Here is a 26,830-nt window from a genome sequence, read left to right as displayed (position 1 = left end):
ATCGAATCTTGAGTGGACGTAATTTTTTCGAATGGCGATGATTTTTCAGGAGTTGGCAATTATTAGATCTCTGAAATAGGGATTTTTTAACTGTTGATAAAAAACTTTAATCCTTTGAAACTTTTCCATTATCCCTGAAGCTCTAATTAATGAAAGGAGGATTAAGAGAGTGAAACATGATATCGAACTAGTAGAAAAAGCAATCAAAGGAGATGCGACAGCCTTTGAACAATTGCTAATTAAGGAAGAACAAATGCTTTATTACAAAGCGCTTTCCTATGTAGGAAGGAAAGAAGACGCACTGGACGTCATACAAGAAACAGCTTGCAAAGCATTTCTAGCGATTAAAGATTTGCGAAATCCCGAATATTTCTCAACATGGCTTTTTAGAATTCTCATTCGTGAATGCTACCAATTATTAAAGAAACGCAATCGAATGATTCCGTACGATGAAATGGAGTTATTAAAGAAAATGGATCACAAACAGGAGCTACCAGCTGATTCTTTTCACTTAGGTGAAGCGTTATCAAAATTAAATGAATCGTATCAAACTTCGATTATTTTATTTTACTATCACGACCTGTCCATTCGGGATATTGCCGAAGTGATGGGAAAACCGGTTGGAACAATCAAAACCTATTTGCGAAGAGCAAAAAAACATTTAAAAAATGAATTAGAAAGGAGTTATAAGTTCAATGAAAGAACAATATGATCGTTTCGAAGTGTTTCCGCAAGATGAAGTTCGATTGGCGATTCGAACTGGAATTGCTCAAGCACAAGAGCAAATAGATGGAAAGGTGAAAACTCCTTTATATAAAAGAAAAATAACTTATCTTTTAAGCAGTGTCGCTGCAGCATTTGGATTATTCATTTCAGCTCAATATTCTCCTGCGATTGCAACGAGTTTATCGAAAATACCGTTAATTGGTTCTGTTTTTGGTGATTCCGACTTTATTGGTTTACAACATGCCTACCAAGAAGGGTTAATCGACGAAATTGGCGAAACACAAACGGTTAATGGAATATCCGTTACTTTAAATGAAGTTCTGTATGATCAAAGCAATATTACAATCGGCCTCATTATTGAGTCTGAAAGGGAATTAGGTGAACATTATTTCGGTTCTGGTATGGATATTACAATTAATGGAAAATCGCCCAAAGCAGTTACAGGTTCTTATGGAGAAGAAATAGTATCATCAACAACTCGTACAGCCATTCAAACGATCAACATTACAGAAGACATGCCTGACCAATTTGAACTGGGGCTAACGCTTCAAGGAGAAAAGGGTGAAAAATGGCATTTCTCAACACCAATCCAAAAAATAAAAGACATAAAAACAATTCCTGTTCAACATAAACAAACAGTAGATGGCATACAACTTACGGTAACAGAAGTGTCCATAAGTAAAACAGGTGTCAGTGTATCTTTTGTGAGTTCTGAAAAAGAGAGCGATTTTGATAAAACGAGAGGGCATTATATCGATTTCCGAGTAGTAGACCAAGATGGTAACAAACTGACAAACCTTTCAGGTGGAGTGACAGGGGAAAGAATGAAAGATACCATCGTGTATAAAAGTACAAAGCAATTTGATCCAATTGACTCAAAGGTAACGGAATTAACCATTACCCCATATTTAGTGATTCCATCTAGTGGTGGAGGGGTAGATGAAAACGGAAAATATATCGAAAAGGATTATAGTGCAGTAAAAGACGTTAAATTTGAATCATTTACAGTGAAAATACCTTAATAATTGAAAGGGTGTCTGAAAAGTCATTTTGAGACGCCCCCTTTGCGGCTGTCGCACATGCTTTCGCCGCAGATAAATTGCGGCAGTCGCACATGCTTTCGCCGCAGATAAATTGCGGCAGTCGCACATGCTTTCGCCGCAGATAAATTGCGGCAGTCGCACATGCTTAGCCGCAGATAAAATGCGGCGAGGAGGTGCGTTTGATGTGACCACCACAGGAGCAAAGGATTTAAAGAAAATATTACTTTAAGAATTAAGGCTGTTCAAAAAAATTATCGACTTGATATGCTCCCTATTAGGTAGACAGATGAAAAAATAAAAATTCATCTGACCTAATAGGGGACTTTCATTATGACCTTTTACAAGTATCCTAAAAAGTTCATGTAAAAACTGATTCATTTATATTTAACGGGAGATTATTCATTTGAAAAGTTTGCTCGTCAATATAAAATTCACCAAAGCACTTTAAAACAATGGGTTCGAAAGTATGAAGCTTTTGGTGAAACGGTCTTTCACTCTAACCACAAATCCGTTAAAAACATGGACTGTCAATATATTTATAAAACGTGGCAATATTGTCACAATATCAGTAAACATAGCCATAAATACTGTAAATAAAAACATGTTCTCCACCCCAAAATTTAAAATGAATGATAATATATTCAATGGCACTAAACTTTTGAGGTGAACAAATTGAATCTACCACAAACCTTTAAAGACAAAATGCAAACATTATTACAAGATGAATATGATGCGTTTATTCGAAGTTACGAAGAAGAAAAAAATCAAGGCTTGCGCATTAACACACTAAAGATTTCAATAGATGAATTTTTACAAATTAACCCTTTTACGACTGAGAAAATCCCTTGGGTCAAGGAAGGATATTTTTATCCTAACAATGAACGTCCAGGAAAACACCCATACCATGAAGCGGGATTATATTATATCCAAGAACCAAGTGCGATGGCGGTAGGGGAATTGGTAGATCCCAAACCAGGGGAATACATTCTCGATTTATGTGCAGCACCGGGCGGGAAAACTACACATCTTGCATCGAAAATGAATGGAGAAGGGCTGCTTGTTTCGAACGAGATCCATCCGCAACGGGCAAAAATTTTATCGCAAAACGTCGAGCGAATGGGCATCAAAAATGCCATCGTGACCAATGAAACACCGGAACGTTTAGCAACGCGTTTCCCAAGTTTTTTTGATCGAATCTTAGTGGATGCCCCTTGTTCTGGAGAAGGAATGTTTCGAAAAGATGAAGAGGCTCGCTTGCATTGGAGTCCCGACAATGTAACTCTTTGTGCCAATAGACAAGACGATATTCTTGAGTATGCGCAAAGCATGTTAAAACCAGGTGGTCGTCTTGTGTATTCTACGTGCACCTTTTCTCCAGAAGAAAATGAAGGAACGATCAGCCGCTTTCTTGAAAAGTATCCACACTTCGAGATTGAACAAGTGGAAGTGTATGAAGGCTTTAGCCAAGGAAGAGCGGATTGGGTGGAAAATACGGCCTCAAATATTGAACAAACGATTCGCATATGGCCTCATCTTGTGAAAGGGGAAGGGCATTATATTGCGGTGTTAAAAAAGAAGGACGGGGACGAGGCGCCTCGCATAAAGTATCCGAAACAAAAACTGGACCCGAAAATGATGAAGGCGTACCAGGATTTTGCCGGCGAAACATTAAATATCATGCCTTTTGGATATTTCCTTGCCTTCAACGACCAATTGTATGGATTGCCTGAAGAAGTACCAACATTAGAAAAATTAAAGGTGCTCCGTCCAGGATTGCATTTAGGAACGTTCAAAAAGAACCGCTTCGAGCCTTCCCATGCCCTTGCCTTGGCTTTACGAAAGGATGAAGCAAAAAGCGTATCGAATCTTTCCGCGGATTCGGATGAAATCATTTCCTATTTGAAAGGAGAAGTTTTACAAGCTAGCGGTCCAAAAGGATGGCACTTAATCACCGTTGATGGTTATTCGATTGGTTGGGGAAAACTCGCGGGGAATATGATGAAAAACCATTACCCAAAAGGACTGCGGTGGATGGGGAATTAGTTTTTATCTTACGAAAAGAGTTGGGGGAATAACGCTAAACTTTCACCGCGAAGAATGAAATTCCTGTTACATGTAGCAACAAATTCAAAATTCTACATACATTAGAATTAACCTCTCGAGGCTGCTCTGGCTTTGGGGGGTGTTTTTATTTATAAAATTGTAAATTTCCTTCCAATGGATGTAAATTATAGGATAATATATAAGTATAAATAATTAGTGAAGGAAGGGGAGTTATGAGTAAAGTACTAGGTCTGGATATCGGGGTATCATCAGTTGGTTGGGGGATTATTGACACTGAAAAAATGGAGATAATTGATGCGGGTGTCAGACTATTTGAGGAAGCAACGAGAAATGCCAATGAAGAGCGACGTGGATTTCGGGGGGCAAGAAGATTAAAAAGAAGAAGAAACCATCGATTAGAGCGAGCTAAAAAATTATTTGAAGAGTTTGGTATACCGACAAATTGCATCGGCACAGGAAATCCATATGAAATTAGATACAAAGCGTTAAAAGAAAAAGTATCGTTGGAAGAATTAGCAATTGGTCTTTATCACATTGTAAAAAGAAGGGGTACCGTACTAGATGCTCCTTTAGAAGAAGAAAAAACGGGTGGAGAATTATCAACAAAAGAACAATTAAAAAGAAATAGTAAGGAACTAGAAACAAAATATGTTTGTGAAATACAGTTTGAAAGATTGAAAAAAGGATTAGTTCGTTCCCATGAGAACCGTTTCCGCACGGAAGATTATATAAAGGAAGCAAGAGCTATTTTAAATAGACAAGCCCAATTCCATCAAGAAATCAATGATGAATTTATTGAAAAGTATATTGAGTTAGTTCAAAAAAGAAGAGCTTATTATGATGGCCCTGGATCTAAAAAATCTCCTACCATTTACGGTAGATATTTTATAAAAAATGGGAAATTCCATGAAATGTCGATGATTGAGAAAATGAGAGGGAAATGTACTTATTTCTCGGATCAACCTCGCATTGCAAAAATGTCATTTACAGCGGAATTGTATGATTTATTAAACGGTGACTTAAATAAATTGCAAGTAAATGGGGAGTATTTAACTGAGGAAGATAAAAAATATATAGTTGAAGAAATTGTTAAGAAGGGCCAGAAGGTTACAATAGATCGAATTTTAAAATATAAAGGGCTGCCAAAACAAAAGAAGGTACAACCGTTTCTGTACTCTTCAGTCATGATTTCACTTAGTATGATTGTCTGCCTTTAGGAATAGGGTGTCCTCTTGTTCGGATAGCGTGGCAACTTGTTCGGATAACACGTCCACTTGTTCAGATAGCGCGGCAACTTGTGCGAATAGGGTGTCCGCTTGTTCGAATAGCGTGGCAACTTGTGCGAATAGGGTGTCCTCTTGTTCAGATAGAGCGTGGCAACTTGTGCGAATAGGGTGTCCTCTTGTTCGGATAGCGCGGCAACTTGTGCGAATAGGGTGTCCTCTTGTTCGGATAGCGCGGCAACTTGTTCGGATAGCGTGGCAACTTGTGCGAATAGGGTGTCCTCTTGTTCGAATAGCGCGGCAACTTGTTCGGATAACACGTCCGCTTGTTCAAATAGCGTGTCAACTTGTGCGAATAGGGTGTCCGCTTGTTCGAATAGCGCGGCAACTTGTTCGGATAACACGTCCGCTTGTTCGGATAGCGCGGCAACTTGTTCGGATAACACGTCCTCTTGTTCAGATAGCGTGGCAACTTGTGCGAATAGGGTGTCCGCTTGTTCAGATAGCGTGGCAACTTGTGCGAATAGGGTGTCCGCTTGTTCAGATAGCGTGGCAACTTGTGCGAATAGGGTGTCCTCTTGTTCGAATAGCGTGGCAACTTGTGCGAATAGGGTGTCCTCTTGTTCGGATAGCGTGTCACTTGTTCGGATAGCGCGGCAACTTGTTCGGATAGCGTGTCACTTGTTCGAATAGCGCGGCAACTTGTTCGGATAACACGTCCGCTTGTTCAGATAGCGTGGCAACTTGTGCGAATAGGGTGTCCTCTTGTTCGGATAGCGTGTCACTTGTTCGAATAGCGTGGCAACTTGTGCGAATAGGGTGTCCGCTTGTTCGAATAGCGCGGCAACTTGTTCGGATAACACGTCCACTTGTTCAGATAGCGTGGCAACTTGTGCGAATAGGGTGTCCTCTTGTTCAGATAGCGTGGCAACTTGTGCGAATAGGGTGTCCTCTTGTTCGAATAGCGCGGCAACTTGTGCGAATAGGGTGTCCGCTTGTTCGGATAGCGCGGCAACTTGTTCGGATAACACGTCCGCTTGTTCAGATAGCGCGTCAACTTGTGCGAATAGGGTGTCCGCTTGTTCAGATAGCGCGGCAACTTGTTCAGATAAAATGTTCCCTTGTGCAGATAACCCCTCAACTTATCTAAATAGCATGTCCGCTTGTGAAGGTAACATCCTCAATCCAATCCCCAACCTTATCCTCCTATTTCCATATAATCTCACTTGTCGTCTCAATGGTCTCGTTTTAAAATGAGTTATAGAACAAATGTTCCCTTTGTATAATAAAATAGGGAGGTGGTTAAGTATGCGCATAAATACATTCAACTACACGAACTTTAGCCCAGAAGAATTATATCAACATCTCCCAAACCGTTCGATCATTTGCATTGATATGCGTTGCTTTTATGCTAGCTGCATGGCGATGCTTCACAATTTAAATCCAATGGAAGTGCCGATAGCGGTGGTGGGCAATTTTGAGCAAAAGGGCAGTATCGTGCTTGCTGCATCACCACCGATGAAGAAACGATTTGGCATCAAAACAGGCTCCAGGCTTTATGAAATACCCAAACATCCAGACATTAAATTGTTCGAACCGAAAATGGAATTTTTCGTGCAAATGTCGATGGAGATTACGAATTTAATCAATCAATTCGTACCGAAAGAAGCGATTCATGTATATAGCATTGATGAAAGTTTTGTTGATTTAACAGGCACGGAAAAACTTTGGGGGCCACCTGAAAAAACTGCTAAATACATTCAAGAAAGAATATATAGCCAGTTTCAAATTCCGAGTGCGGTAGGGATGGGGCCGAATATGCTCATGGCAAAACTAGCTCTTGATTTAGAGGCGAAGAAAACAGAATTTGCTCAATGGACGTATGAAGATGTTCCGAAAAAATTATGGCCTGTGGCGCCCCTTTCTGAAATGTGGGGAATTGGTCGACGCACGGAACGCACGTTAAATAATATGGGCATTTTCAAAGTAGGAGATTTAGCGCAAACCGATTTACAACTGCTGGAAAAGCGCTTCGGTATTTTAGGAAATCAATTGTACTATCACGCTTGGGGAATTGACTTATCCCCTCTTGGTGCGCCACTTGCAGAAGGGCAAATTAGCTTCGGCAAAGGGCAAGTGCTTATGCGGGATTATCGCACACGCAGCGAAATTCTTACCGTCATTTTAGAAATGTGTGAAGATGTGGCGCGGCGAGCAAGGGAAGCGTATCAAGTAGGAAGAACGGTTTCTCTTGGTGTGAATTACAGCAAAGATGCCTTTGGAGGAGGATTTTATCGCTCCCGAACAATCGATGAACCAACGAATGATACGATGAAAATTTATGAAGTATGCAAAGAATTGCTTGATGAGTTTTATGCCGAACGCCCTGTAAGACAACTTGCTATCAGTCTCTCTAAACTTGAAACGGAACGCTCCATGCAATTAAGTTTTTTTGACCAGCAAAAATGGAAAAGGCGAAAACTTGGCGCGGTAATGGATACTTTGCGCTCTAAAATAGGGCCCACTGCTGTGCTTCGTGCGGTTTCTTATACAGAAGCAGGAACGGCCCTTGAGAGAGCTCAACTTCTTGGTGGACATAAGAAATAGAAGGAGGACGCGGCTTGTTGTGTGTATGTCTGAGAAGACGGCGGATTAACTCCTCGGCGAATATAACAAATTGTAGAGGTATGTTCCCTAGCAAGAGGCGGATTATCTCTTCGAACGAAGAGAAAAAGGAAGAAACTTGCTATGCCCAAACACACCTCCAACGACCTGCAACAAATGGAGTGTAAAAGGGGTGAGAAAGTGATTCGAGATCGTGGAAATATTAAATGGAATGCCATGATGCTTCCGGAACATGTGAAAGTACTCCGGGAATGGAGAGAAAAAGATAAATATGAAGAAAAACCAACTCTTGATGAAGGGGCATTGCAAGATTTAAACGAACAGCTGCTCATTGCCTTCACCAATCGCTATGAAGTCGAATTAAAAATTTGGCACAAGGGGCGCATCTTCAAAGCGACAGGGAAGATTGCCAAGCTCCATGCTGAACATGGCTGTACATTCGAAGATGGCCGCACCTTCTCCTTTGAATCGATCTATGGCATTACGATTATGGAATAAAAATAGAAAAATCCCTTCCTCTAGTCAAAAGAATAGCCCAACAAAAAGCACTGGCATATAAATAGTTTACAACATAATTTATATTGTTCGCGAATCGTGAGAATGTCGCTTTTAAGCCTGTAATTCACCAGAGGAGGGGCAAGATGAAAAGAATTCTTGTAACAGGTGCGCTTGGACAGATTGGTTCGGAATTGGTGAGAAAACTCAGATTTGAATACGGAAAAGATAATGTACTAGCAACGGATATTCGAGAAGACAAAAATCATGACGGTCCCTTTGAAGTGTTGGATGTGCTCGATGCATTAAAAATGTACGAAGTGGCGAAAAGATTTAATGCAGATACGATGATTCATTTGGCAGCATTGCTTTCCGCAACGGCAGAAATTAAACCAATCCTTGCATGGGAATTAAATATGGGCGGTTTATTAAATGCGTTAGAGGTTTCAAAAGAATTAAACATGCAATTGTTTAATCCGAGTTCTATTGCAGTCTTTGGACCAACTACTCCGAAAATCGATACACCACAAGAAACATTGCAACGGCCGACGACCATGTATGGCGTGAATAAAGTAGCAGGAGAATTGCTATGCGATTATTATCACTTACGCTACGGTGTTGATGTAAGAGGTCTTCGATTCCCAGGTTTAATTTCACCAGGAACACCACCTGGAGGAGGAACGACGGATTATGCGGTGGAAATTTATCATAAAGCGGTAAATGAGGGAAGTTATACTTCTTATATTGCAGAAGGAACATATATGGATATGATGTATATGCCTGATGCATTGAATGCGATTGTGGATTTAATGGAAGCAGATCCTGCCAAACTAACTGTTCGCAATGCCTATAATATCTCCGCAATGAGCTTTGATCCATCAGAGATTGCAGCGGAAATCAAAAAACATATTCCTCATTTTGAAATTAAATATGACGTCGATCCGGTGCGGCAAAGTATTGCGGAAAGTTGGCCAAATTCCATCGATTCTTCCCGAGCGATTGCTGACTGGGGATTCAAGGCAACTTATGATTTAACGACAATGACAATCGATATGCTTGATAAAATCGGTGGAGGCATTAAAAGCAAAACGACACTATAACACGTAAAAGGGATTTTATTTATATATGATACGTAAAGAAAAAGGAGAGTTAGAAGTTCCGAAACTTTGCGACTTCTCTTAACGAAAAAATTGCATAAGAAAAGGGGAGTTCGAATTCGAACAGCCCCTTATTTTTTCAGCAATTCAAATACTTGTTGTACATCTTTATCACCACGGCCAGAAATATTAACGATAATGCTATCTTCAGGTGATAAAGTAGGTGCCAATTTCAGAGCATAGGCAACGGCGTGAGAGCTTTCAAGAGCTGGAATAATACCTTCCGTTTTGGATAACGTTTGGAATGCTTCTAATACTTCTTCGTTTGTGACCGCAACATACTCGCCGCGGCCTGTTTCATGCAAGTAGGCGTGTAGTGGTCCAACCCCTTGATAATCTAAACCGGCAGCGATGGAATTTGTATCGAACAAGTTGCCTTCTTCATCTTGAAGGACATAGCTTTTGAAGCCGTGAAGGATGCCAGGAGAACCTTTCGTAAGGGTTGCAGCGCCTGCAGGTTCCACACCGATTAAGCGCACATTTTCATCATTAATATAATGGGAGAAAGCACCAGCTGCATTGCTGCCCCCACCGACAGCAGCGATAATAGCTGTTGGAAGTTTGCCTTCTCTTTCTAAATGTTGAGCGCGGCTTTCACGGCTAATCACTGATTGGAAATGTTCCACAATTTCAGGATATGGAGTAGGGCCTACAGCAGAGCCTAGCAAATAGAAAGTATTTTCATAGTTATTAACTAAATCAAGGAAGGCTTCATCTACCGCTTCTTTTAATAAGCCGTTTCCTTTATCCACCGCTACTACTTGAGCACCGAGAAGCTCCATGCGGAACACATTTAAAGCTTGGCGTTTCGTGTCCTTTGCGCCCATGTAAATCGTGCATTCCATTCCGAACATCGCAGCAGCTGTCGCAGTGGCAACTCCGTGTTGTCCAGCTCCCGTTTCTGCAATAATTCTTTTTGCCCCCATGCGTTTAGCAAGCAATATTTGACCTAACACGTTGTTCAATTTATGGGATCCTGTATGGTTCAAATCTTCCCGCTTTAAATAAATTTTCGCTCCGCCCAATTTTTCCGTTAAGTTTTTAGCAAAGTAAAGGGGAGTTTCACGGCCAGCATATTCTTTTAAGTAATAGTTTAGTTCTTCATTGAAAGTTAGGTCGTCTTTAACTTTCGCAAATTCTTCTGCAATTCGGTCGAGCACTTTTTGTACCTCATCTGGAACAAAGCTGCCACCAAAATCTCCATAGTAACCATTTTTAATTAAAGTTTTGCTCAAGATTTACAACTCCTTTTTCAAAGTGTTGATTTTGTCACAAAAACAGTCAATATGTTCACAAAATCTGTACCTTCGAAGCTTTCACAAGACTTTCAATTGTATCCCAATCATCTTTTGCTAAACTGTCAACGATTTTACTGCCGACAATAACACCGCTTGTAAAGGTGCCGAATTGTTTAACCTGTTCAGGGGTGGAAATGCCGAACCCTGCTAAAACAGGCGTATCTGTATAGCTTTGAATTTTTTTAAAGTGGCTTTCTAAGTCGCCTTCGAAAGTGGAGCGAGCACCAGTGATTCCATTAACTGTCACCGCATAAATAAATCCTTCGCTTGCTTTTGTAAGCTTTTCAATTCGCTCTGGCGTACTTGTCAATGAAACAAGCTGAACTAAGTCAACGCCATATGCCTTAAGTGAAGGGTGAACGATAGTACTTTCTTCTAGTGGCATATCTGGAATAATGACGCCGCGAATGCCTGCCTCATAAGCATCTTTTGCAAATGCATCGATTCCGTAGGCTAAAATCGGGTTTAAATAGGTCATTGCCACTAATGGAACGGTAATTTCATCTGCGAAAGAGGCAAGAGTTTCAAGTACTTTTCGTAATGTTGTGCCCTTTGCTAATGCTCTTACAGCAGCCTCTTCAATCGTCGGTCCATCCGCTACAGGGTCGGTGAAGGGGATGCCCACTTCAATCGCAGTGACTCCTAGTTGTTGCAATTTCAAAATCGTCGGTTTCAACGTATCAAGCCCGCCATCGCCAGCCATTATGTAAGGAATAAAAGCTTTATGGCCTAGGCGAGTTGCTTCTACAATTGCTTCAGTTAATTGGCTCATGATAAGTCACCTCCAAGGGCATCAAAAATTGTATGAACGTCTTTATCTCCACGGCCGGATAAACAAACGACAATAATCTGATCTTGGTTCATTGTTTTTGCAAGTTCAGTAGCATAATAAACGGCATGGGCGCTCTCTAAAGCAGGGAGAATCCCTTCTGTTTGGCAAAGAAGTTTAACCGCCGCAAGCGCTTCTTCATCAGTTGCCATGACATATTGGGCGCGGCCAGTTTCATACAAATAGCAATGTTCTGGGCCGACTCCCGGATAGTCAAGCCCTGCGGAAATGGAGTGAGCTTCTTGTACAAATCCGTCATCATCTTGCAATAAGTACATATAAGCGCCATGCAATACACCCGTTTTTCCACCGTTAATAGCAGCTGCATGTTTTCCAGTTTCAAAGCCTTTTCCGGCAGCTTCCACACCGTATAGAGCAACCTCTTGATTTTCAACGAAAGGATAGAACATACCAATGGAGTTGCTGCCACCTCCGATGCAAGCAACAACAGCATCAGGCAGTCGGTTTTCCTTTTCGATAATTTGTTTTTTCGTTTCATCGCCAATGATCCGCTGGAAATCACGGACAATTGTAGGGAAGGGGTGTGGCCCCATGGCAGAGCCTAAAATGTAGTGGGTTGTTTCGACATTTGTCACCCAGTAACGCAACGCTTCGTTGACCGCATCTTTTAATGTTCTTGAGCCTTTATCGACAGCCACCACTTTTGTACCTAATAGCTCCATGCGGAATACGTTCAATGCTTGACGCTTTACATCTTCTGCTCCCATGAAGACGATGCATTCCATGTTGAGTAGGGCGCAGGCAGTTGCAGTTGCGACACCATGTTGACCAGCTCCAGTTTCGGCAACAATTTTTGTTTTGCCCATCCGTTTTGCAAGCAATGCCTGGCCGAGAGCGTTGTTAATTTTGTGGGCTCCTGTATGGTTTAAATCTTCTCGTTTTAAATAAATTTTTGCGCCGCCACAATGCTCAGTAAGTCGTTCTGCAAAGTAAAGGGGCGTTTCTCTGCCAACGTAGTCTTTTAAATAGTAGTGAAGTTCCTGTTGGAAAGACTCATCATGTTTATATTGTTCATAAGCTTCTTCAAGTTCCAGTAAGGCTGTCATTAATGTTTCCGGAACAAATTGACCGCCAAAACGACCGAACTTGCCTTTTACTTTCGTCATGTCATTTAGCTCCTTTAACCGTTTATTGTAAAGTTGTTGCTGCTTGGATGAATGATTGAATCAGCTCACAATTTTTCTTTCCATCTTGCTCAACGCCGCTTGAAACATCTACAGCGAAAGGTTGTACCGCTGCAATCGCCTGCTGCACGTTCAAAGCATTCAGTCCTCCTGCAAGTATTACTTTCTCTTTAGGGATGGAAAGTTGATCAAGTAAAGACCAATCAAATGATTTACCACTCCCGCCAGCGAAATCTGTTCCGGGAGCATCGAATAAATAGTAATCTACGTTGTACTTGCTAGCTTTTTCAACATCGCTAAGCTCGCGGATGGAAAAAGCTTTGATAGAAGGGAGTCCTAGTTTTTCGATAAAAGTTGGTTCTTCATTGCCGTGATATTGAATGAAATCGAGTGGTACTTTTTCAAAAGCTTCTTTTACTTCATCTTCTGTCGGATTGACAAATACACCAACTTTTTTCACATGTTTCGGTACTATTTGTGCAAGTTCACAGGCCTTTCTGATGGAAATTTGTCTTTTGCTTGGCGCAAACACAAAGCCTAAAAAATTCGCTCCTGCAGCAACTGCACAATGCACGTGAACTTTTTCTTTTAATCCGCAAATTTTCACTTTCGTCATCGCTCTACATCCTTAAAGGGAGGAAGTTTTATTTGGAAAGATTTTAATGTCTCTTCCACATTGCCGCTTCTCATCAACGATTCGCCGACAAGAATTCCACGGGCTCCCGCTTTAGCAACACGTTCGGCATCCACTGTTTCAAAAATGCCGCTTTCACTGATGAAGGCTATACCTTCAACGCGATTGATTGTTTCTGCCAACTTTTCAGTTTGAGCTAAGTTGACGTGGAATGTTTTCAAATCTCTGTTATTGACACCAATCAATTTTGGTTGAAGGCGAAGGGCGCGCTCCAATTCTTCTTCGTTGTGTACTTCAACAAGTACCTCCAACCCTAAACCTGTTGCGTACTCATATAATTCCGATAAAGTTTCGTCATCTAAAGCAGCGACAATCAGCAAAATAACGGATGCACCTGCATGGAGTGCATAATCGATTTGCACTTTATCTATGATGAAATCTTTATTTAAAATTGGAGTATCTACATGATTTGCAATGCTGGCCAAGTCTTCAAAAGATCCTTTGAAAAACTTTTCTTCCGTTAAAACAGAGATGCATGCTGCACCAGCTTGTGCATATCGTTTTGCTTGTTGTACTGGGTCAGCGTCCTCATTTATGATGCCTTTAGAAGGGGAGGCTCGCTTCATTTCTGCAATAATTTGAAGAGTGTTAGATTTTCGTAATGCATCGTACAATGATGGCCGTTTTTTTAAAGGAATGTCCCATTGGGGCTTTGATTCTTTCAATTTTGGAAGAATCGCTTTTTTATGTTCAATTATCATATCTAAAATCGTCATTAAAGTGCTTGCTCCTTTATTGTGTTTTGGCTAAATTCAATCACTGCTTCTAGTTTCTTATAAGCACGACCGGATTCGATGGCATCACGAGCCATGGAAACACCTTCTTTCAATGTTTCGGCAATGCCGTAAGCGAAGAAACCGAGAGCTGAATTTAAAACGACTGCATCATAGTATGGCGAGCGTTTTCCTTTCAATAATTCTTTTAATATTTCAGCATTTTCTTCCGGTGTACCACCACGGAGGTGTGATATCGATGCAGGTTGTATACCCAGTTCTTCAATGTTGATGGTGAAAGGTTTAATTTCGCCATTTTCCAACAGGGCAGAACGGTTTCGGTGGTCGAGAGAAGCTTCATCCATGCCTTGTGATCCTGAAATAACGATAGCTCGCTTTCTCCCTAAAATACTTAATACTTTTGCATATTCCTCCACGAAATCTGGACGATTAATGCCGACTAGTTGAACCTCTAAGTCAACAGGATTTGTTAAGGGGCCAACTAAGTTGAAAATGGTTGGCTTACCAATTGCTCGTCGAACTTCACCGATGCGTTTCAGTTTTGGATGAACGGCCGGGGCATATAGAAAAGTGATTCCTTCTTGTTCCAATAACTGTACGGACTCATGGACAGTAAAATCTGTATGAATACCTAGTGCTTGTAGGACATCGGCACTTCCAGAAGAACTAGAAATTTTCCGATTGCCGTGTTTTGCAACTTTGACACCACTACTGGCTAACACAAAGGCAGAAGTTGTACTGATGTTGAAAGTTTTCAGACCGTCGCCCCCAGTACCGCAAATATCGATATAAGTATCTTTTGGAACAGGGAAATGAATGGCATTGGATTTCATCACGATGGAAAGGGCGGCAATTTCCTCTGCTGTTTCACCTTTTTCATGAAGTGCTACTAAAAATTCAGCAATTGCTTCTTTTGGTGTTTCCTCGTTAAAGATGATTTCTACCGCTTGAATCATATCGTCATAAGATAAGTTTTCCTTCTGTTGAACTCGTTTGATATAAGCTTGAATGTTCATTCTATCATCCTCCAAATTTAAAATTTGAAGTTTAGATAGAATAGCCGGTGGGAGAAATAAAAAAACCTCTGCAAAAGGGCATGAAAACCCATTTGCAGAGGACGACCTTGCTGCCGCGTTGCCACCTCTATTGAAGCAGTTATGACTTCCACCTCGGTGTGCTCACTGTCGTGAACACTTCCCAATAACGCGGGAAAGACGTCAACCACTTGCGCAGTTGCTCTCGTAAGGCCCATTCACGAAAAGGAATGCACTAGTTTCCACCAACCACTAGCTCTCTATCGCATTACACATTTCGCTACTTTTCCTTACTCATCAATTTTGCTCGGCTATTCTCAACTAAACTCAGACTCTACTCAACTAAGATACCGGTGCGGTGATTGTGCTTCCACAACCTTTCTCCGCCACGTTTGATTTCAGTATATTTTATTCTGAAATTATATGAATGTCAATAATTTTCGGTAAATTTGGGAAGGAAAATGTTATTCGAATAAATAAGTATTTTCGAATTGATAAATTGCTAAATTCAAAAAAATAATTACTGATTGTAAAAATCAAGCAAATCCAAAAGAGTTCGTTCGTTTTTAATCCTAGTATAAAAAAATAGCACAGACTGTACATTAGTCTGTGCTACTAGTTTTATATTATTGATCGATTAAATTTTTGAAATTTAATCGTTTATCTAGCAATTGCATAATTGGAATACCGATTAGTAAAACAACCGCTTCACCAATGGCTGTAGTTAACCACGAAAGCCAGAAGGGAAGCTCTAACGCTAACTTTAATTCTAAAGCGATAATCCACATCATGAATGTGAAGACAAATGAGTTAATCAACATACGATAGGCGATGTTTTTCACATATTTGCTAACGATGATAAGAATCGTTAAGCAAATAACGGAGTGGGCTACTCCGAAGACTAAATCAAACCAGCCTAGAGGTGAAAATAAGTTTGATATAAATACGCCTAATACAACACCTAGCATATAGCGAGGGTTAAAGGCAATTAGGTGGTTAAAGATTTCAGCGATGCGAAATTGAATATCGCCAAAGCTTAAAAATGATAGCGTATACGTTACCGCAATATAAAGTGCAGCTATGATTGCGGACATTGCCATAAATTTTGTTTTCATTAAATTTTCACTCCTTAGTTTTTTATCGTGGGATTTCGCGAACCACGGTGTGATAAGCACACAAAATATAATTCTATCATAAACAAAAAGAAAATCAAATTTAGCTTTGGAAAAAATTAACGATGATAAAGGGAAGATTTCGTACAACAAAATAAAGTTCGCAATTTTGTCACAAAATATTCATTATTTCAAAAAAACAATTTATTCTAGAAAATCCTCGTAATTTAGCGATTTAAAGCGATAAATTAATATTACTAAAGTAATAAAAAGAATTTTCTTAAATTCAGAACATTCCTAATGTTATTGACTCTTGAACTATGAGAATGTAATATATCGTTAAACTCTAGCTTTATTTGAATAAAGCGAAAATATTTTTTATTCGAAATTGTTAGTAATTTTTCGAAGGATAGTGGGGGATATTTGTATGAAAAGTAGCATGAAAAAACTATCATTTTTGCTCTTTGGTTTAGTGTTGCTTCTAGCTGCTTGTGGCGGCGGCGGTAATGATACATCTGAATCGAGCGAAAACAACACAGAAAACGAAACAACAGAAGAAGTAAAAAATTATAAGATTGGTGTAACACAAATTGTTGAACATCCATCTTTAAACGCTGCATATCAAGGATTCCAAGATGCATTGAAAGATGCTGGTTTAAATGTTGAATATGATTATCAAATTGCACAAAACGATAATAGTTTGAATACGCAAATTGCACAAAACTTAGCAAGTGCAGGAGTAGATTTGATTTTCGCCAACTCCACTCCATCTGCACAAGCTGCTAAAAATGTAACAACTGAAATTCCAATTGTTTTTACATCTGTAACAGATCCGGTTGCAGCTCAATTAATTGATTCGATTGAATCACCTGGTGCAAACGTTACTGGTACGATTGACTTGCACCCAGAAGCAATTAAAACAACGGTAGAATTCATGAAAGACGCTTTAGACGTTAAATCAATCGGAATGGTTTACAACGCAGGTGAACAAAACTCAGTAGCTCAAGTAAACCAAGTGAAAGAGATTGCTGATTCATTAGGTTTAAAAGTAGAAGGTGCTACTGTATCTCAAAGTTCAGAGATCAAACAAGCTGCAGAATCTTTAATCGGAAAAGTTGATGCATTTTATATCATTACAGATAACACAGTCGTATCCGCTCTAGAATCTATTATTCAAGTAGCAGATAGCAATAAACTACCGCTTGTTGTTGGTGAATTTGACTCTGTAAGACGCGGCGGATTGTTGGCATTTGGTTTCGAGTATTACGATATCGGATATCAAGCTGGTGAAATGGCTGCAAAAATCTTAAAAGGTGAAGCGACACCTGCAGATATTCCAGCAGAATATCCAAATACATTGAAATTAGTAATGAATAAAGATGCAATTGAGAAACTTGGTCTTGAAGTGAAAGACGAGTGGGAAGCTGAGCTTGTCGAAACACAACAATAAAATATTTTCAACATGTTAGGAGAGATGATTCAATATGTTTACAGCAATGTTCGGTGCAGTTGAGCAAGGAATCATCTACGCAATAATGGCACTCGGAGTGTATCTAACATTCCGAGTGTTAGATTTTCCAGACTTGACGGTAGATGGTAGCTTTGTTTCGGGTGCGGCTACAGCTGCAACAATGATTGTTTTAGGTTATCACCCAATATTAGCTACGTTAGCAGCGATTGTCGTAGGATTTATTGCAGGATGTATCACTGGTTTGCTCCATACAAAAGGAAACATTAATCCGCTCCTTGCCGGGATCATTATGATGATTGGCCTCTATTCCGTAAACCTGCGAATTATGGGCTTCTCAAGTGAAAATGCAACGAGCCTTCCGAACGTTCCTCTACTAAATAGTGAAACAATCTTCACTAAAATTTATTCTTTCTGGGAACATTTAGGGATTGATGCATTTTTCAATAACATTTTGACGAGTTTAGGAGTAAAAAATCTTCCACAAACTTGGGAAATACTTTTTGTCATGATAATTCTTACAACAGCAATTAAGTTCATAGTGGATTGGTTCCTCAAAACAGAGATTGGTCTAGCGATTCGTGCTACGGGGGATAACAAACGAATGATTCGCAGTTTTTCTGCGAATACGGACACTTTAATTATTTTAGGTGTTGGATTATCGAATGGGTTAGTAGCGTTAGCGGGGGCTTTAATCGCCCAATATAATAAATATTCCGATGCGACAATGGGGATCGGGATGATTACAGTTGGTCTAGCATCTGTCATTATCGGTGAAGCGATTTTTGGAACGAAATCAATCATGCGCACTACTTTTGCGGTAATAGTTGGAGCAATTGTTTATCGGATTGTACTTGCGATTGCATTGCGAGTGCCATTCCTCGATGCAAGTGATATGAAATTGATTACAGCCATCATTGTAATCTTAGCGTTAATCGTTCCGCAAATGATTGATAAGCAAAAAGATAAGAAGCGGAAGGCGAAGCGACTGCAAGAAAAGCTAGCCGCTGCTCAACTAGAAAAGCAAGGAGGCGATCACCTTGCTTAAGCTAGAAGGCATTAACAAAATTTTTAATGAAGGTACACCAGATGAAAAGGTGGCTTTGAATAACATCAATCTTCATTTAAAACCTGGAGATTTCGTAACGGTTATCGGAAGTAATGGTGCGGGAAAGTCAACGATGATGAACATGATTTCTGGAGTATTAAAACCAGATGTTGGGAAAGTATGGATTGATGGAAAAGACGTAACCCATTTACCTGAATACAAGCGCTCTCATTATATCGGGCGCGTTTTCCAAGATCCGATGGCGGGTACGGCACCATCTATGACGATTGAGGAAAATCTTGCAATTGCCTATGCCCGAAATTCCAATCGTTCATTGAGGTTAGGTGTGAATCGACAACGCCGCGACTTCTTCCGTACCTCCCTTGAAAAATTGCATTTAAATTTAGAAAATCGCTTAAATGCAAAAGTAGGATTGCTATCCGGTGGGGAAAGACAGGCATTGTCATTATTAATGGCAACATTTACGCAACCTGCGATTCTATTACTAGATGAGCATACGGCAGCTCTTGACCCATCACGAGCAGAATTGATTACGAACTTAACAAAGCAATTGGTAGAAGAAAATCATTTAACAACGTTAATGGTAACGCACAACATGCAACAAGCCATCGATTTAGGCAATCGTTTAATTATGATGGATAAAGGGCAAATCATTTTAGAAGTAGATGAAGATCAAAAACCAAACTTAACAATTCCTGACTTAATGGCTGAATTCGAACGCATCCGCGGTGAAAAAATGAATTCTGACCGAGCGTTGTTGGGGTAATTAATGTTGATATAGCCAACTCTTTATTATAAGGGTTGGTTTTTATTTTTTTTAAATGCCAAAATAAAAATGAATACTATCCTTCCAACTTGAAAAAAATAATACAAAATCTGTTAATAAAATCTAAAACCCGAGCGCTTATCACATTAAACGCTCGGGTTTCTTTTTGTTAAATCAACAATCCAAATAAAGTGCTGTCTTTATTCACTTCTTTAAACTCAAAACCATTCACTCGCATGCGATCGATTAAGCCTTCATAATCTCCCGGTTTGCTTACTTCAATTCCGACTAGTGCAGGACCTTCTTCTTTATTGTTTTTCTTCGTATATTCAAATCGGATAATATCATCATTAGGGCCGAGAACAACCGTTAAGAATTGGCGTAATGCTCCTGCGCGTTGAGGGAAGTTGACGATAAAGTAGTAAAGCAAACCTTCATATAATAATGATTTTTCTTTAATCTCTTGCATACGGCTGATATCATTATTGCCACCTGTAATAATCGCAACGGCCGTTTTTCCTTTTAGCTGATCCGCATAAAAATCAAGGGCGGATACTGGTAATGCGCCGGATGGTTCTGCAATGATAGCGTGTTTATTATATAAGTCAAGAATAGTTGTACTTACTTTTCCTTCCGGTATTGTAATAATATCATCTAAATATTTGCGGCAAATTTCATAAGTTTTTTGCCCAACAGATTGAACTGCTGTACCGTCGCAAAACTTATCAATTTTTTCTAAAGTGACAGGTCCGCCATTTTCAAAGGCTGCTTTCATGCTTGGAGCGCCTTCTGGTTCAACACCAATCACTTTTGTATTTGGTGAAATGTTTTTAATATAGGCAGCAACTCCGCTCATTAATCCTCCGCCACCGATACCTCCAAATACAAAATCAAGAGGTTCTTCAATGTCATTTAAAATTTCTACGCCCAATGTGCCTTGTCCAGCGATGATATCATAATCATCAAAAGGATGAATAAAGATCATTTCATGTTCCAAACAATAATCCATCGCTGCATTTGCTGAATCATCAAATGTATCGCCAGTTAACACAATCTCCACATAATCGCGACCGAACATGCGCACTTGGTCGACTTTTTGTTTTGGAGTTGTCAACGGCATGAAAATGGTTCCTTTAATCTTTAAATGAGCACAAGAATAAGCTACCCCTTGGGCATGATTGCCGGCGCTGGCGCAAACAACACCTCTTGCACGTGCTTCATCTTCAACTTTTTTAATTTTATAATAAGCACCCCGTAACTTAAAGGAGCGCACTGATTGTAAATCTTCACGTTTTAAATAAATATTCGCACCATACTTTTCTGACAGATATTCATTTTTTTGTAATGGCGTATGAAGTACTACATCTTTTAATTGGTGCTGTGCTTTTAAGATGTTTTCAACAGTAAAGCTTTTATCCGCAACTTCCATTTTAAATTTAACCTCCGTTAGTTCCAGCATTTATTTATTTTAACATAAGATTCAGTATTTTATGAAATTTATAAATGCCATACTGTAAAGTCCCTTTATATGTATATGATTTCATACATAAAACTTTTGAAATATAAATAATATACAGAATAGTCTAAAGACAGCTTTTAAAAAAATCAAGGTATAAATCGATAAAAAAAGAAAAAAATTTGTTTATTTAAAACGTTAAAGTGTTAAAGTTATTTGAATAATCGACATGCTTCCATTAGTAGGAGCCGTATTTAAAAAAACACCATTTTCTCAAAGGAAAATGGTGTCACATAAGTTAAAAGATTAAGTGAGCGATGAAAGCAACTATCGGTATTGAAATGATTGTGCGAATTAAGAAGATAATAAACAAATCCCAAATTTTTATTGGAAGTTTTGTACCTAAAATCAAGCCACCAACTTCAGACATATAAATTAATTGCGTAACAGAAATTGTTGCGATAAAGAAACGAGTTAATTCAGACTCGATTCCAGCTCCTAATATAGAAGGAAGCAACATATCCGCAAATCCAATAATCATCGTTTGGGCAGCTTCGTCTGCGTAAGGAATTTGGAATAATTGCAAAATCGGTTCGAATGGCATTCCTAAAATTTTAAAGAAACTAGTATATTCTGCAAGAATTAATGCTATTGTACCGAATGCCATGATGACCGGTGTAATGGCAAACCACATCTCCAAAACATTTTTAAAGCCTGAGCGAACCACATTTAATAAATTTCGATTGCTATGGGCTTTATCTAACGCATTATGTAAGCCAAAAGTAAATGAATTAAATCCTTCCGGAACATCTTCACGGCGACTTTCTGGAGAAGACCCGTCAAAATTCGTATTCGGTTTATTTCGTAAAGGATAAATTCTTGGCATAATGACAGCCAATATTAAACCAACTAAAATGACCGTGCCGTAAAATTGCAAGAAATAATGGCCGAGATCTACCGTTTCAACGATTACAAAACAGAAAGTAATTGAAACGACGGAAAAGGTAGTGGCAATTGTAGCAGCCTCTCTCGCAGTATAATTTCCTTGCTCATATTGTCTACTTGTGAGAAGCACACCAATTGTGCCGTCACCAACCCAAGAAGCTAAACAGTCAATAGCAGCTCGTCCAGGAACTTTAAAAATTGGACGCATAATTTTTACCATCATGGAACCAAAAAACTCTAATAGACCGAAATCTGTCAAAAGCGGTAACAATAATCCAGCAAAAAAGAATAATGAAAACATCATTGTTACTAAGCCGCCATCAGGATTTAATAACAAGCCAGATGTGTTTTCACTAGTGAAGGCTTCAGGTCCAATTTGGAATAAATATAACGTTGCAAATACGACCGCTAAAACTCGCATTACTGTCCAGAATGCATGAGTACGGAATAAAGCATCGAAAATGGTCACTTTTCCTGATTGTGGTACAAAGTGCATCACAATAGATCCAACAGCAGCAATAATAAATACAACATACGCAAACCAGTGGATAAAGGTTACGACATTTACAGAAAGACCGTTCGCCAAAAGTGCTATTGGAACCTTAAGTCCATCAGGCGTACTAACAGGAATAATGAATAGAAAGATACCTAAAATTGAAAGACATGAAAATAAAAACCATGTATATGGATGAAATTTTTTTACCATAATATACCCCTCATTAATTTTTGTTGCATATTTATACACTATAAATGGTATTTATACTGATGTCTATACAAATAGAAAAAATAATAGTATTTCGAAAATTTTATACTTTTCGTCTTTTATACTACACTAAAATAGCAAAAAACTGCATAAAAGAGAAGAGGAAAATAAAAAAAACACCATTTGTGAAAAAAATGGTGTTTTTTTTGATGTGCGCCCGGCATGTACATGAACTATAGGGTGTAAGTCCCGAACCCCGAAGACAGAAGTAGAGGTTAGCTCAACGAAAGGGTGTCCGTGGTGACGCGGAATCTGAAGGAAGCTGGAGGCAAAACACCGGTCAAATGTTAGCGGTATTAACTAAACGTGACGATATAGTAACGGCACATATGATTTATTTGTCAAAATTAGATGATATGGGCGTTAGTGAGAAAGAAAATGAGGAAACAATTCGCTTTGAAAGTCCTTTCAAATTTAATGGGGAAAAAGTTGTCGGATTAGTATTACCTAGGGTACAAAATTTAAAAAAAGGAAAAAAGGATCTACTGGAACTTTTAGTTTACTTTGCTGACATAGAGAAATGGAAATTAGAAGCTATGGAAGAAGTGAAGTACGATAAAATCAATATCTTGTTTTCTTAACTTGATTTTTGCAGAAACACGTAACGGATTTCAATAAAAAGTCTCGGAAATTACTTTTCCCAGTATAACCATTTAAAGGTTTTTCTGGTACATTGGTTTATATTGATATTTTTAAGAAATTAATTGTAATTTCTTCACAAACCCTTCTTCGTATATAGATAGTTTTTGAAAATTATCATCATCAATTAACTCTGTGAACTTAATAGCGTCGATTAAATATTTTCTGTTTCGATTATCTAAATCACGTATGATTCTATCTGGAAAAACGTGCTGAATATTATTAATGTTGCTTTATCGAAACTAATATTTAGTTCAGGGTAATTGTACATATCAGAGGTAACTTGAAAATAATAATCTCTAACAAGAGCTGTATATTCTTTGTCCTTTTCACTATACAAAGGCATAGCACCCTCGTATCTGAATTGGATCACTGGATAACCGTTAACCATTATTGGCTGGGCGAATTGCTCGATTGGTCTGTTTAGCATATTTTTTGGGAGTTCAACTTGCACTACTTGTTCCAAATACAAACTTGTTCTTATACGTTCTAAGTTTCTTAATGTAAGTCCGATCATAGAAAACATCCTTTCTTGGAATTTTTGTAAAACACTGATTATATCAAGCTTTTTAGGTGAATACGTCAGACGTTATTCCATCTTCTTATTTCACAACGTCAGACGTAACTACAACAAAACCTTATAATATCAACGTTTGTGAAAGGAATTTACGTCATAACTATAAGGAATTAATAAAACATGATGTTATTTACTTTCCAATATTCGAGATATTCATTAGGGAACTCCGCACGATCTTCAAAAAAAGTTCTTATAAGCATTTTGCAAATGGATCTGTGCATTTGCTAAAGCTAAAGAATCCACCTCTTTTAGAAACGGGAATTCTTTCTTATTTTTTGCTGGTGTCGGAAACTTTTGCTTTTTAAGCGTTTCCTTATCGTCTTTGAACTTCTCATATGTTTCTTTACGTTCTGCTAGCATCTTGTTGTAGACAAAACGAACACAACCAAAAGTTTGCATAAATCTAAATAATTATAGTTTTTGAGGACTGAATAAGGTAAAAATATTTCACTCAAATCGATTCTTCTTTCTTCATAATTCAACATTGGCCTTTCAATATTTAAAGGAGCCTCACAAACATCGTATTCTATTAATTCATTAACAGAATAACCATACTGACAAACTTTAATTTTTATCATAATCATCCCTACTTTCGTATTTTTTAAAAGGTGGCCGTGATAGATTGTTTTATATATTTTTGATATTTTTCCAATTACTTGAATATATTGTAATTGTAGTAGTATATTCAAAGGAGGAAATAAAATGCGTAGATAACAAAAATAGGAGTTGCTGCATTATGTAGTGCTACGTTAATAATGCCAACTACTGCTTTTGGAAGTTCAAATGTGAATTCTATCAACAAACAAGAAATCGTTTCAAACTCATCTATCTCAAATTTCTCTAATCTAACAGATGAGTTGGTAAAAAAGACCCTTATATCGAGTTAGTTGATTTTAAATTCATAATCAACAATGAAGCGGAGCTAATGAAAAATATTACACAATCAGAATTCGAACAAGTAAACAAAATATTAGAAGAAGTTAATGCACATTTACAAACAATGAAGTTAGAATCGAAAATATATAACAAGTATTCATTAGAAACTAACGGGGATACAATTATTGTTTCATTAAACAAAGAATCATTAAACAAACCACTGAGTTCAGTCAAGACGGCTTCTAAAAGTGAAGAAGGAAAAAGAGGTATAAAAGTATATTGGAATCATGTGGAAATTTACCTTACAAAAACCGATGTTAATGCTATACTAAAAGGCGGAGTATCAGGTGGAACTGCTGCTTTAGGTGCTTTAATTGGTAGTTATGGTGGCATCCCGGGAGCTATTGGAGGTGCTGCTATAGGTGCTGCTGCTGCAACAATTATTAATGAATATATAGATGCGGTTCCACTAGTGATTTATATCCCATATTTGAACCCGACTACCGGTGTAAGAGTTTATAAACAGTAAATTAATTTTAAATGAAAGGTGATTAACATAAAAAAAAGACTTTATCCTGCAATTTGTGCTGCTCTAGCTGTATTTTTAGTTAATTCCATCTTTGAATATTTCTTTAATGATTTATCACTTTCAATTAAAATTATATTAAATATGATATCTGCAGCAATAGGAGCAGTTTTCGGTGTTGCTATATTAAAAGAAAAACAAGACTAATACAATCAAGTAAGAGAGAATTAATCACTCTAATACAAAATTATAGGAATTAGAGAAAGAGGTCGGGACAACCCCCTCATCTAAACACATTATTTACACAGAACCCTTGGTAACTCCTATTGGAGAAACCAAGGGCCGAAAAGTCTTGAAGCTCGTTATGAAAACTTGCGTCAATTATCTTAATTGAACCGCCGTATACGGAACCGTACGTACGGTGGTGTGAGAGGACGGGAGTTAATCGCTCCCTCCTACTCGATTGTATAAAAAAGCATGCTTTTTAATTAATCAACAAACGAAATTGTATAAAACTTCTCATAATGAAACCAACTATCACTCATCGGTTGACCTTCATCAATCCGTTTTTGATTTTCTTCAACCATCCATGCTGTTTGAGAATTATGAGCTAGTAATGCTTTTAATTTATCTTCCTTGACGGTTGTAATATCAATAATGACGTCTGGTTCTCCTTTTTCAGCGATTGTATTATTGGCAAATCCGACACCGTAAACTGTCGGGCGATCATCTTTCGGCATTCGACGAACTGCCTCAACAACTGCTCGGCCAGTGGCTTCATGATCTGGGTGAACGCTGTAATTTGGCAAGAATGTGATGATGAGAGAAGGGTTCAATTCGGAAATTAAATCTTGAACGAGCTTCACCATTTTTTCATCATCTTCAAATTCAATCGTTTTGTCTCGGAAGCCCATCATTCGTAAATCTTCTATCCCCATTGCTTTACATGCTTCTTGCAATTCTTTTCGACGAATTTCAGGCAATGATTCACGAGTAGCGAAAGGAGGATTCCCAAGATTGCGTCCCATTTCTCCTAAAGTTAAACAAGCGTATGTAACGGGAACTCCCATATTGCGATAAAGTCGAATGACGCCGGCAGATGAAAAAGCTTCATCATCTGGATGTGGAAAAACAACTAAAACGTGGCGCTGTGGTTTTAAAGTCATATTAATCCCCTCCTTAAGAAAATGGCGTTTCACTAATTTCTAGTGCAATCGCTAATTTTCCTTCGTGGTTTAACCCAGCCATTAATAGTCTACCTTGTTCATCTAATTCATAATGGGTAATCCCTTGCGCATAAACCCATCCGTTTTCCAATTTAAGCCCGACGCGGTGGGGATTATCATTGATGACTTTTCCATGTTCATATCGAATTTTCGCGTTGCGGATAAATGCGCTGGCATTAAAAAATTGTTCGTTATAGTGAGTGGCATAAGAGCCATTTGTCGTTTCGAGGTGTATATAAACATCTTTATTTGCAAATGAGTCAATTAACTTTTGAAGCTCTAGCACATCAACTTCCTTCATTCTCATTCCCCTTTCCAGAGACTTATGTTATTAGTATAG

25 protein-coding genes, 1 pseudogene, 1 riboswitch and 1 other annotated feature are annotated in these 26,830 nt (G+C 38.6%); of the genes and pseudogenes, 13 read left to right on the top strand and 13 right to left on the bottom strand.

Annotated features, from left to right (window positions below; all coding sequences use genetic code 11):
- The first annotated feature begins 169 nt into the window (after window positions 1–169).
- The 4 genes from NSQ18_RS05095 (at window position 170) to cas9 (ending at window position 5,050) form a co-directional block, all read left to right on the top strand.
- Complete coding sequence (locus tag NSQ18_RS05095; protein ID WP_339289288.1) at window positions 170–712, top strand: sigma-70 family RNA polymerase sigma factor; 543 nt, start codon at window positions 170–172, stop codon at window positions 710–712.
- Window positions 696–1,748: a DUF4179 domain-containing protein gene (locus NSQ18_RS05090; RefSeq protein WP_339289286.1), complete on the top strand. Its 1,053-nt coding sequence runs from the start codon at window positions 696–698 to the stop codon at window positions 1,746–1,748. The genes NSQ18_RS05095 and NSQ18_RS05090 overlap by 17 nt, the downstream gene beginning before the upstream one ends.
- Window positions 1,749–2,441: 693 nt before the next feature.
- A complete protein-coding gene (locus tag NSQ18_RS05085; protein ID WP_016837332.1) occupies window positions 2,442–3,812 on the top strand; it encodes an RsmB/NOP family class I SAM-dependent RNA methyltransferase in 1,371 nt (456 codons plus the stop codon).
- Window positions 3,813–4,045: 233 nt separating this feature from the next.
- The gene (cas9, locus tag NSQ18_RS05080) at window positions 4,046–5,050 is read left to right on the top strand and encodes a type II CRISPR RNA-guided endonuclease Cas9 (RefSeq protein WP_339289284.1); all 1,005 of its coding nucleotides are present in this window, start codon (window positions 4,046–4,048) and stop codon (window positions 5,048–5,050) included.
- On the opposite strand, the gene NSQ18_RS05075 is transcribed toward cas9, so the two are convergent.
- Window positions 5,047–5,502, bottom strand: a complete 456-nt coding sequence (locus NSQ18_RS05075) for a hypothetical protein (RefSeq protein ID WP_339289283.1) — start codon at window positions 5,500–5,502, stop codon at window positions 5,047–5,049. The genes cas9 and NSQ18_RS05075 overlap by 4 nt on opposite strands.
- Window positions 5,503–6,364: 862 nt before the next feature.
- On the opposite strand from NSQ18_RS05075, the gene NSQ18_RS05070 reads away from it, so the two are divergent.
- The 3 genes from NSQ18_RS05070 to NSQ18_RS05060 all read left to right on the top strand — a co-directional run bounded on the left by NSQ18_RS05070 (window position 6,365) and on the right by NSQ18_RS05060 (window position 9,276).
- Window positions 6,365–7,663 (top strand): UV damage repair protein UvrX, encoded by a 1,299-nt coding sequence (locus tag NSQ18_RS05070; RefSeq protein WP_339289281.1) that lies wholly within the window; start codon window positions 6,365–6,367, stop codon window positions 7,661–7,663.
- Between the two features lie 198 nt (window positions 7,664–7,861).
- Window positions 7,862–8,179, top strand: a complete 318-nt coding sequence (locus NSQ18_RS05065) for a YolD-like family protein (protein ID WP_016837326.1) — start codon at window positions 7,862–7,864, stop codon at window positions 8,177–8,179.
- A 143-nt stretch (window positions 8,180–8,322) separates the two neighbouring features.
- Window positions 8,323–9,276, top strand: coding sequence for an NAD-dependent epimerase/dehydratase family protein (locus tag NSQ18_RS05060; RefSeq protein ID WP_339289279.1), 954 nt, complete (start codon window positions 8,323–8,325; stop codon window positions 9,274–9,276).
- A 128-nt stretch (window positions 9,277–9,404) separates the two neighbouring features.
- On the opposite strand, the gene trpB (NSQ18_RS05055) is transcribed toward NSQ18_RS05060, so the two are convergent.
- The 7 genes from trpB (NSQ18_RS05055) to NSQ18_RS05025 all read right to left on the bottom strand — a co-directional run bounded on the left by trpB (NSQ18_RS05055) (window position 9,405) and on the right by NSQ18_RS05025 (window position 16,182).
- Window positions 9,405–10,568: a tryptophan synthase subunit beta gene (gene trpB, locus NSQ18_RS05055; RefSeq protein WP_339289277.1), complete on the bottom strand. Its 1,164-nt coding sequence runs from the start codon at window positions 10,566–10,568 to the stop codon at window positions 9,405–9,407.
- Between the two features lie 55 nt (window positions 10,569–10,623).
- Window positions 10,624–11,403 carry a tryptophan synthase subunit alpha gene (gene trpA / locus NSQ18_RS05050; RefSeq protein ID WP_016837323.1) on the bottom strand — a complete coding sequence of 260 codons (780 nt, stop codon included), beginning with the start codon at window positions 11,401–11,403 and terminating at the stop codon, window positions 10,624–10,626.
- On the bottom strand, window positions 11,400–12,587 hold the full coding sequence (trpB, locus tag NSQ18_RS05045) for a tryptophan synthase subunit beta (protein WP_339289274.1): 1,188 nt from the start codon (window positions 12,585–12,587) through the stop codon (window positions 11,400–11,402). The genes trpA and trpB (NSQ18_RS05045) overlap by 4 nt, the downstream gene beginning before the upstream one ends.
- 22 nt (window positions 12,588–12,609) lie before the next feature.
- Complete coding sequence (locus NSQ18_RS05040) at window positions 12,610–13,221, bottom strand: phosphoribosylanthranilate isomerase (RefSeq protein WP_339289272.1); 612 nt, start codon at window positions 13,219–13,221, stop codon at window positions 12,610–12,612.
- Window positions 13,218–14,015, bottom strand: coding sequence for an indole-3-glycerol phosphate synthase TrpC (gene trpC, locus NSQ18_RS05035; RefSeq protein WP_339289270.1), 798 nt, complete (start codon window positions 14,013–14,015; stop codon window positions 13,218–13,220). Before trpC ends, NSQ18_RS05040 begins: the two co-directional genes overlap by 4 nt.
- Complete coding sequence (gene trpD, locus NSQ18_RS05030) at window positions 14,015–15,049, bottom strand: anthranilate phosphoribosyltransferase (RefSeq protein ID WP_339289268.1); 1,035 nt, start codon at window positions 15,047–15,049, stop codon at window positions 14,015–14,017. Before trpD ends, trpC begins: the two co-directional genes overlap by 1 nt.
- A 94-nt stretch (window positions 15,050–15,143) precedes the next feature.
- Window positions 15,144–15,374, bottom strand: a binding site (T-box leader).
- A gap of 319 nt (window positions 15,375–15,693) precedes the next feature.
- Window positions 15,694–16,182, bottom strand: a complete 489-nt coding sequence (locus tag NSQ18_RS05025; protein WP_016837317.1) for a QueT transporter family protein — start codon at window positions 16,180–16,182, stop codon at window positions 15,694–15,696.
- Between the two features lie 8 nt (window positions 16,183–16,190).
- Window positions 16,191–16,234, bottom strand: a riboswitch (PreQ1 riboswitch).
- A 372-nt stretch (window positions 16,235–16,606) separates the two neighbouring features.
- Here NSQ18_RS05025 and NSQ18_RS05020 point away from each other — a divergent pair.
- Genes NSQ18_RS05020 through NSQ18_RS05010 form a run of 3 tightly spaced genes read left to right on the top strand, consistent with a single transcriptional unit; the run spans window position 16,607 to window position 19,482 of the window.
- Window positions 16,607–17,629, top strand: coding sequence for an ABC transporter substrate-binding protein (locus NSQ18_RS05020; protein WP_016837316.1), 1,023 nt, complete (start codon window positions 16,607–16,609; stop codon window positions 17,627–17,629).
- Between the two features lie 34 nt (window positions 17,630–17,663).
- A complete protein-coding gene (locus NSQ18_RS05015) occupies window positions 17,664–18,695 on the top strand; it encodes an ABC transporter permease (RefSeq protein ID WP_016837315.1) in 1,032 nt (343 codons plus the stop codon).
- The gene (locus NSQ18_RS05010) at window positions 18,688–19,482 is read left to right on the top strand and encodes an ABC transporter ATP-binding protein (protein ID WP_339289264.1); all 795 of its coding nucleotides are present in this window, start codon (window positions 18,688–18,690) and stop codon (window positions 19,480–19,482) included. The genes NSQ18_RS05015 and NSQ18_RS05010 overlap by 8 nt, the downstream gene beginning before the upstream one ends.
- A gap of 169 nt (window positions 19,483–19,651) precedes the next feature.
- On the opposite strand, the gene ilvA is transcribed toward NSQ18_RS05010, so the two are convergent.
- Window positions 19,652–20,911 (bottom strand): threonine ammonia-lyase IlvA, encoded by a 1,260-nt coding sequence (gene ilvA / locus NSQ18_RS05005; protein ID WP_339289263.1) that lies wholly within the window; start codon window positions 20,909–20,911, stop codon window positions 19,652–19,654.
- A gap of 325 nt (window positions 20,912–21,236) precedes the next feature.
- Window positions 21,237–22,589: a YjiH family protein gene (locus tag NSQ18_RS05000; RefSeq protein ID WP_339289261.1), complete on the bottom strand. Its 1,353-nt coding sequence runs from the start codon at window positions 22,587–22,589 to the stop codon at window positions 21,237–21,239.
- Between the two features lie 341 nt (window positions 22,590–22,930).
- Between NSQ18_RS05000 and NSQ18_RS04995 the strand changes: the two genes are divergently transcribed.
- Window positions 22,931–23,227: a hypothetical protein gene (locus NSQ18_RS04995; protein WP_096550287.1), complete on the top strand. Its 297-nt coding sequence runs from the start codon at window positions 22,931–22,933 to the stop codon at window positions 23,225–23,227.
- An 815-nt stretch (window positions 23,228–24,042) separates the two neighbouring features.
- On the opposite strand, the pseudogene NSQ18_RS04990 reads toward NSQ18_RS04995, so the two are convergent.
- Window positions 24,043–24,258, bottom strand: a pseudogene (locus tag NSQ18_RS04990) (helix-turn-helix domain-containing protein); the annotation flags it as partial.
- 529 nt (window positions 24,259–24,787) lie between these two features.
- Between NSQ18_RS04990 and NSQ18_RS04985 the strand changes: the two are divergent.
- Together NSQ18_RS04985 and NSQ18_RS04980 are read left to right on the top strand one after the other, a co-directional pair.
- Window positions 24,788–25,267 (top strand): hypothetical protein, encoded by a 480-nt coding sequence (locus NSQ18_RS04985; protein WP_096550289.1) that lies wholly within the window; start codon window positions 24,788–24,790, stop codon window positions 25,265–25,267.
- 18 nt (window positions 25,268–25,285) lie between these two features.
- A complete protein-coding gene (locus NSQ18_RS04980) occupies window positions 25,286–25,471 on the top strand; it encodes a hypothetical protein (protein WP_339289257.1) in 186 nt (61 codons plus the stop codon).
- A gap of 281 nt (window positions 25,472–25,752) precedes the next feature.
- Here the strand turns inward: NSQ18_RS04980 and bshB2 are convergent, their stop codons facing one another.
- Entirely contained in the window at window positions 25,753–26,430 is a 678-nt protein-coding gene (bshB2, locus tag NSQ18_RS04975; protein WP_339289255.1) for a bacillithiol biosynthesis deacetylase BshB2, read from the bottom strand.
- Window positions 26,431–26,443: 13 nt separating this feature from the next.
- Window positions 26,444–26,791: a YojF family protein gene (locus tag NSQ18_RS04970; RefSeq protein WP_016837310.1), complete on the bottom strand. Its 348-nt coding sequence runs from the start codon at window positions 26,789–26,791 to the stop codon at window positions 26,444–26,446.
- Between the last annotated feature and the right edge of the window lie 39 nt (window positions 26,792–26,830).

The sequence above is a fragment of the Ureibacillus sp. FSL K6-0786 genome (assembly GCF_037965165.1).
In the GTDB taxonomy this organism is placed as follows: domain Bacteria; phylum Bacillota; class Bacilli; order Bacillales_A; family Planococcaceae; genus Ureibacillus; species Ureibacillus thermosphaericus.
The sequence above is the reverse complement of the archived record's forward strand: the minus strand, read 5'-3'. Positions and strand labels throughout refer to the sequence as shown.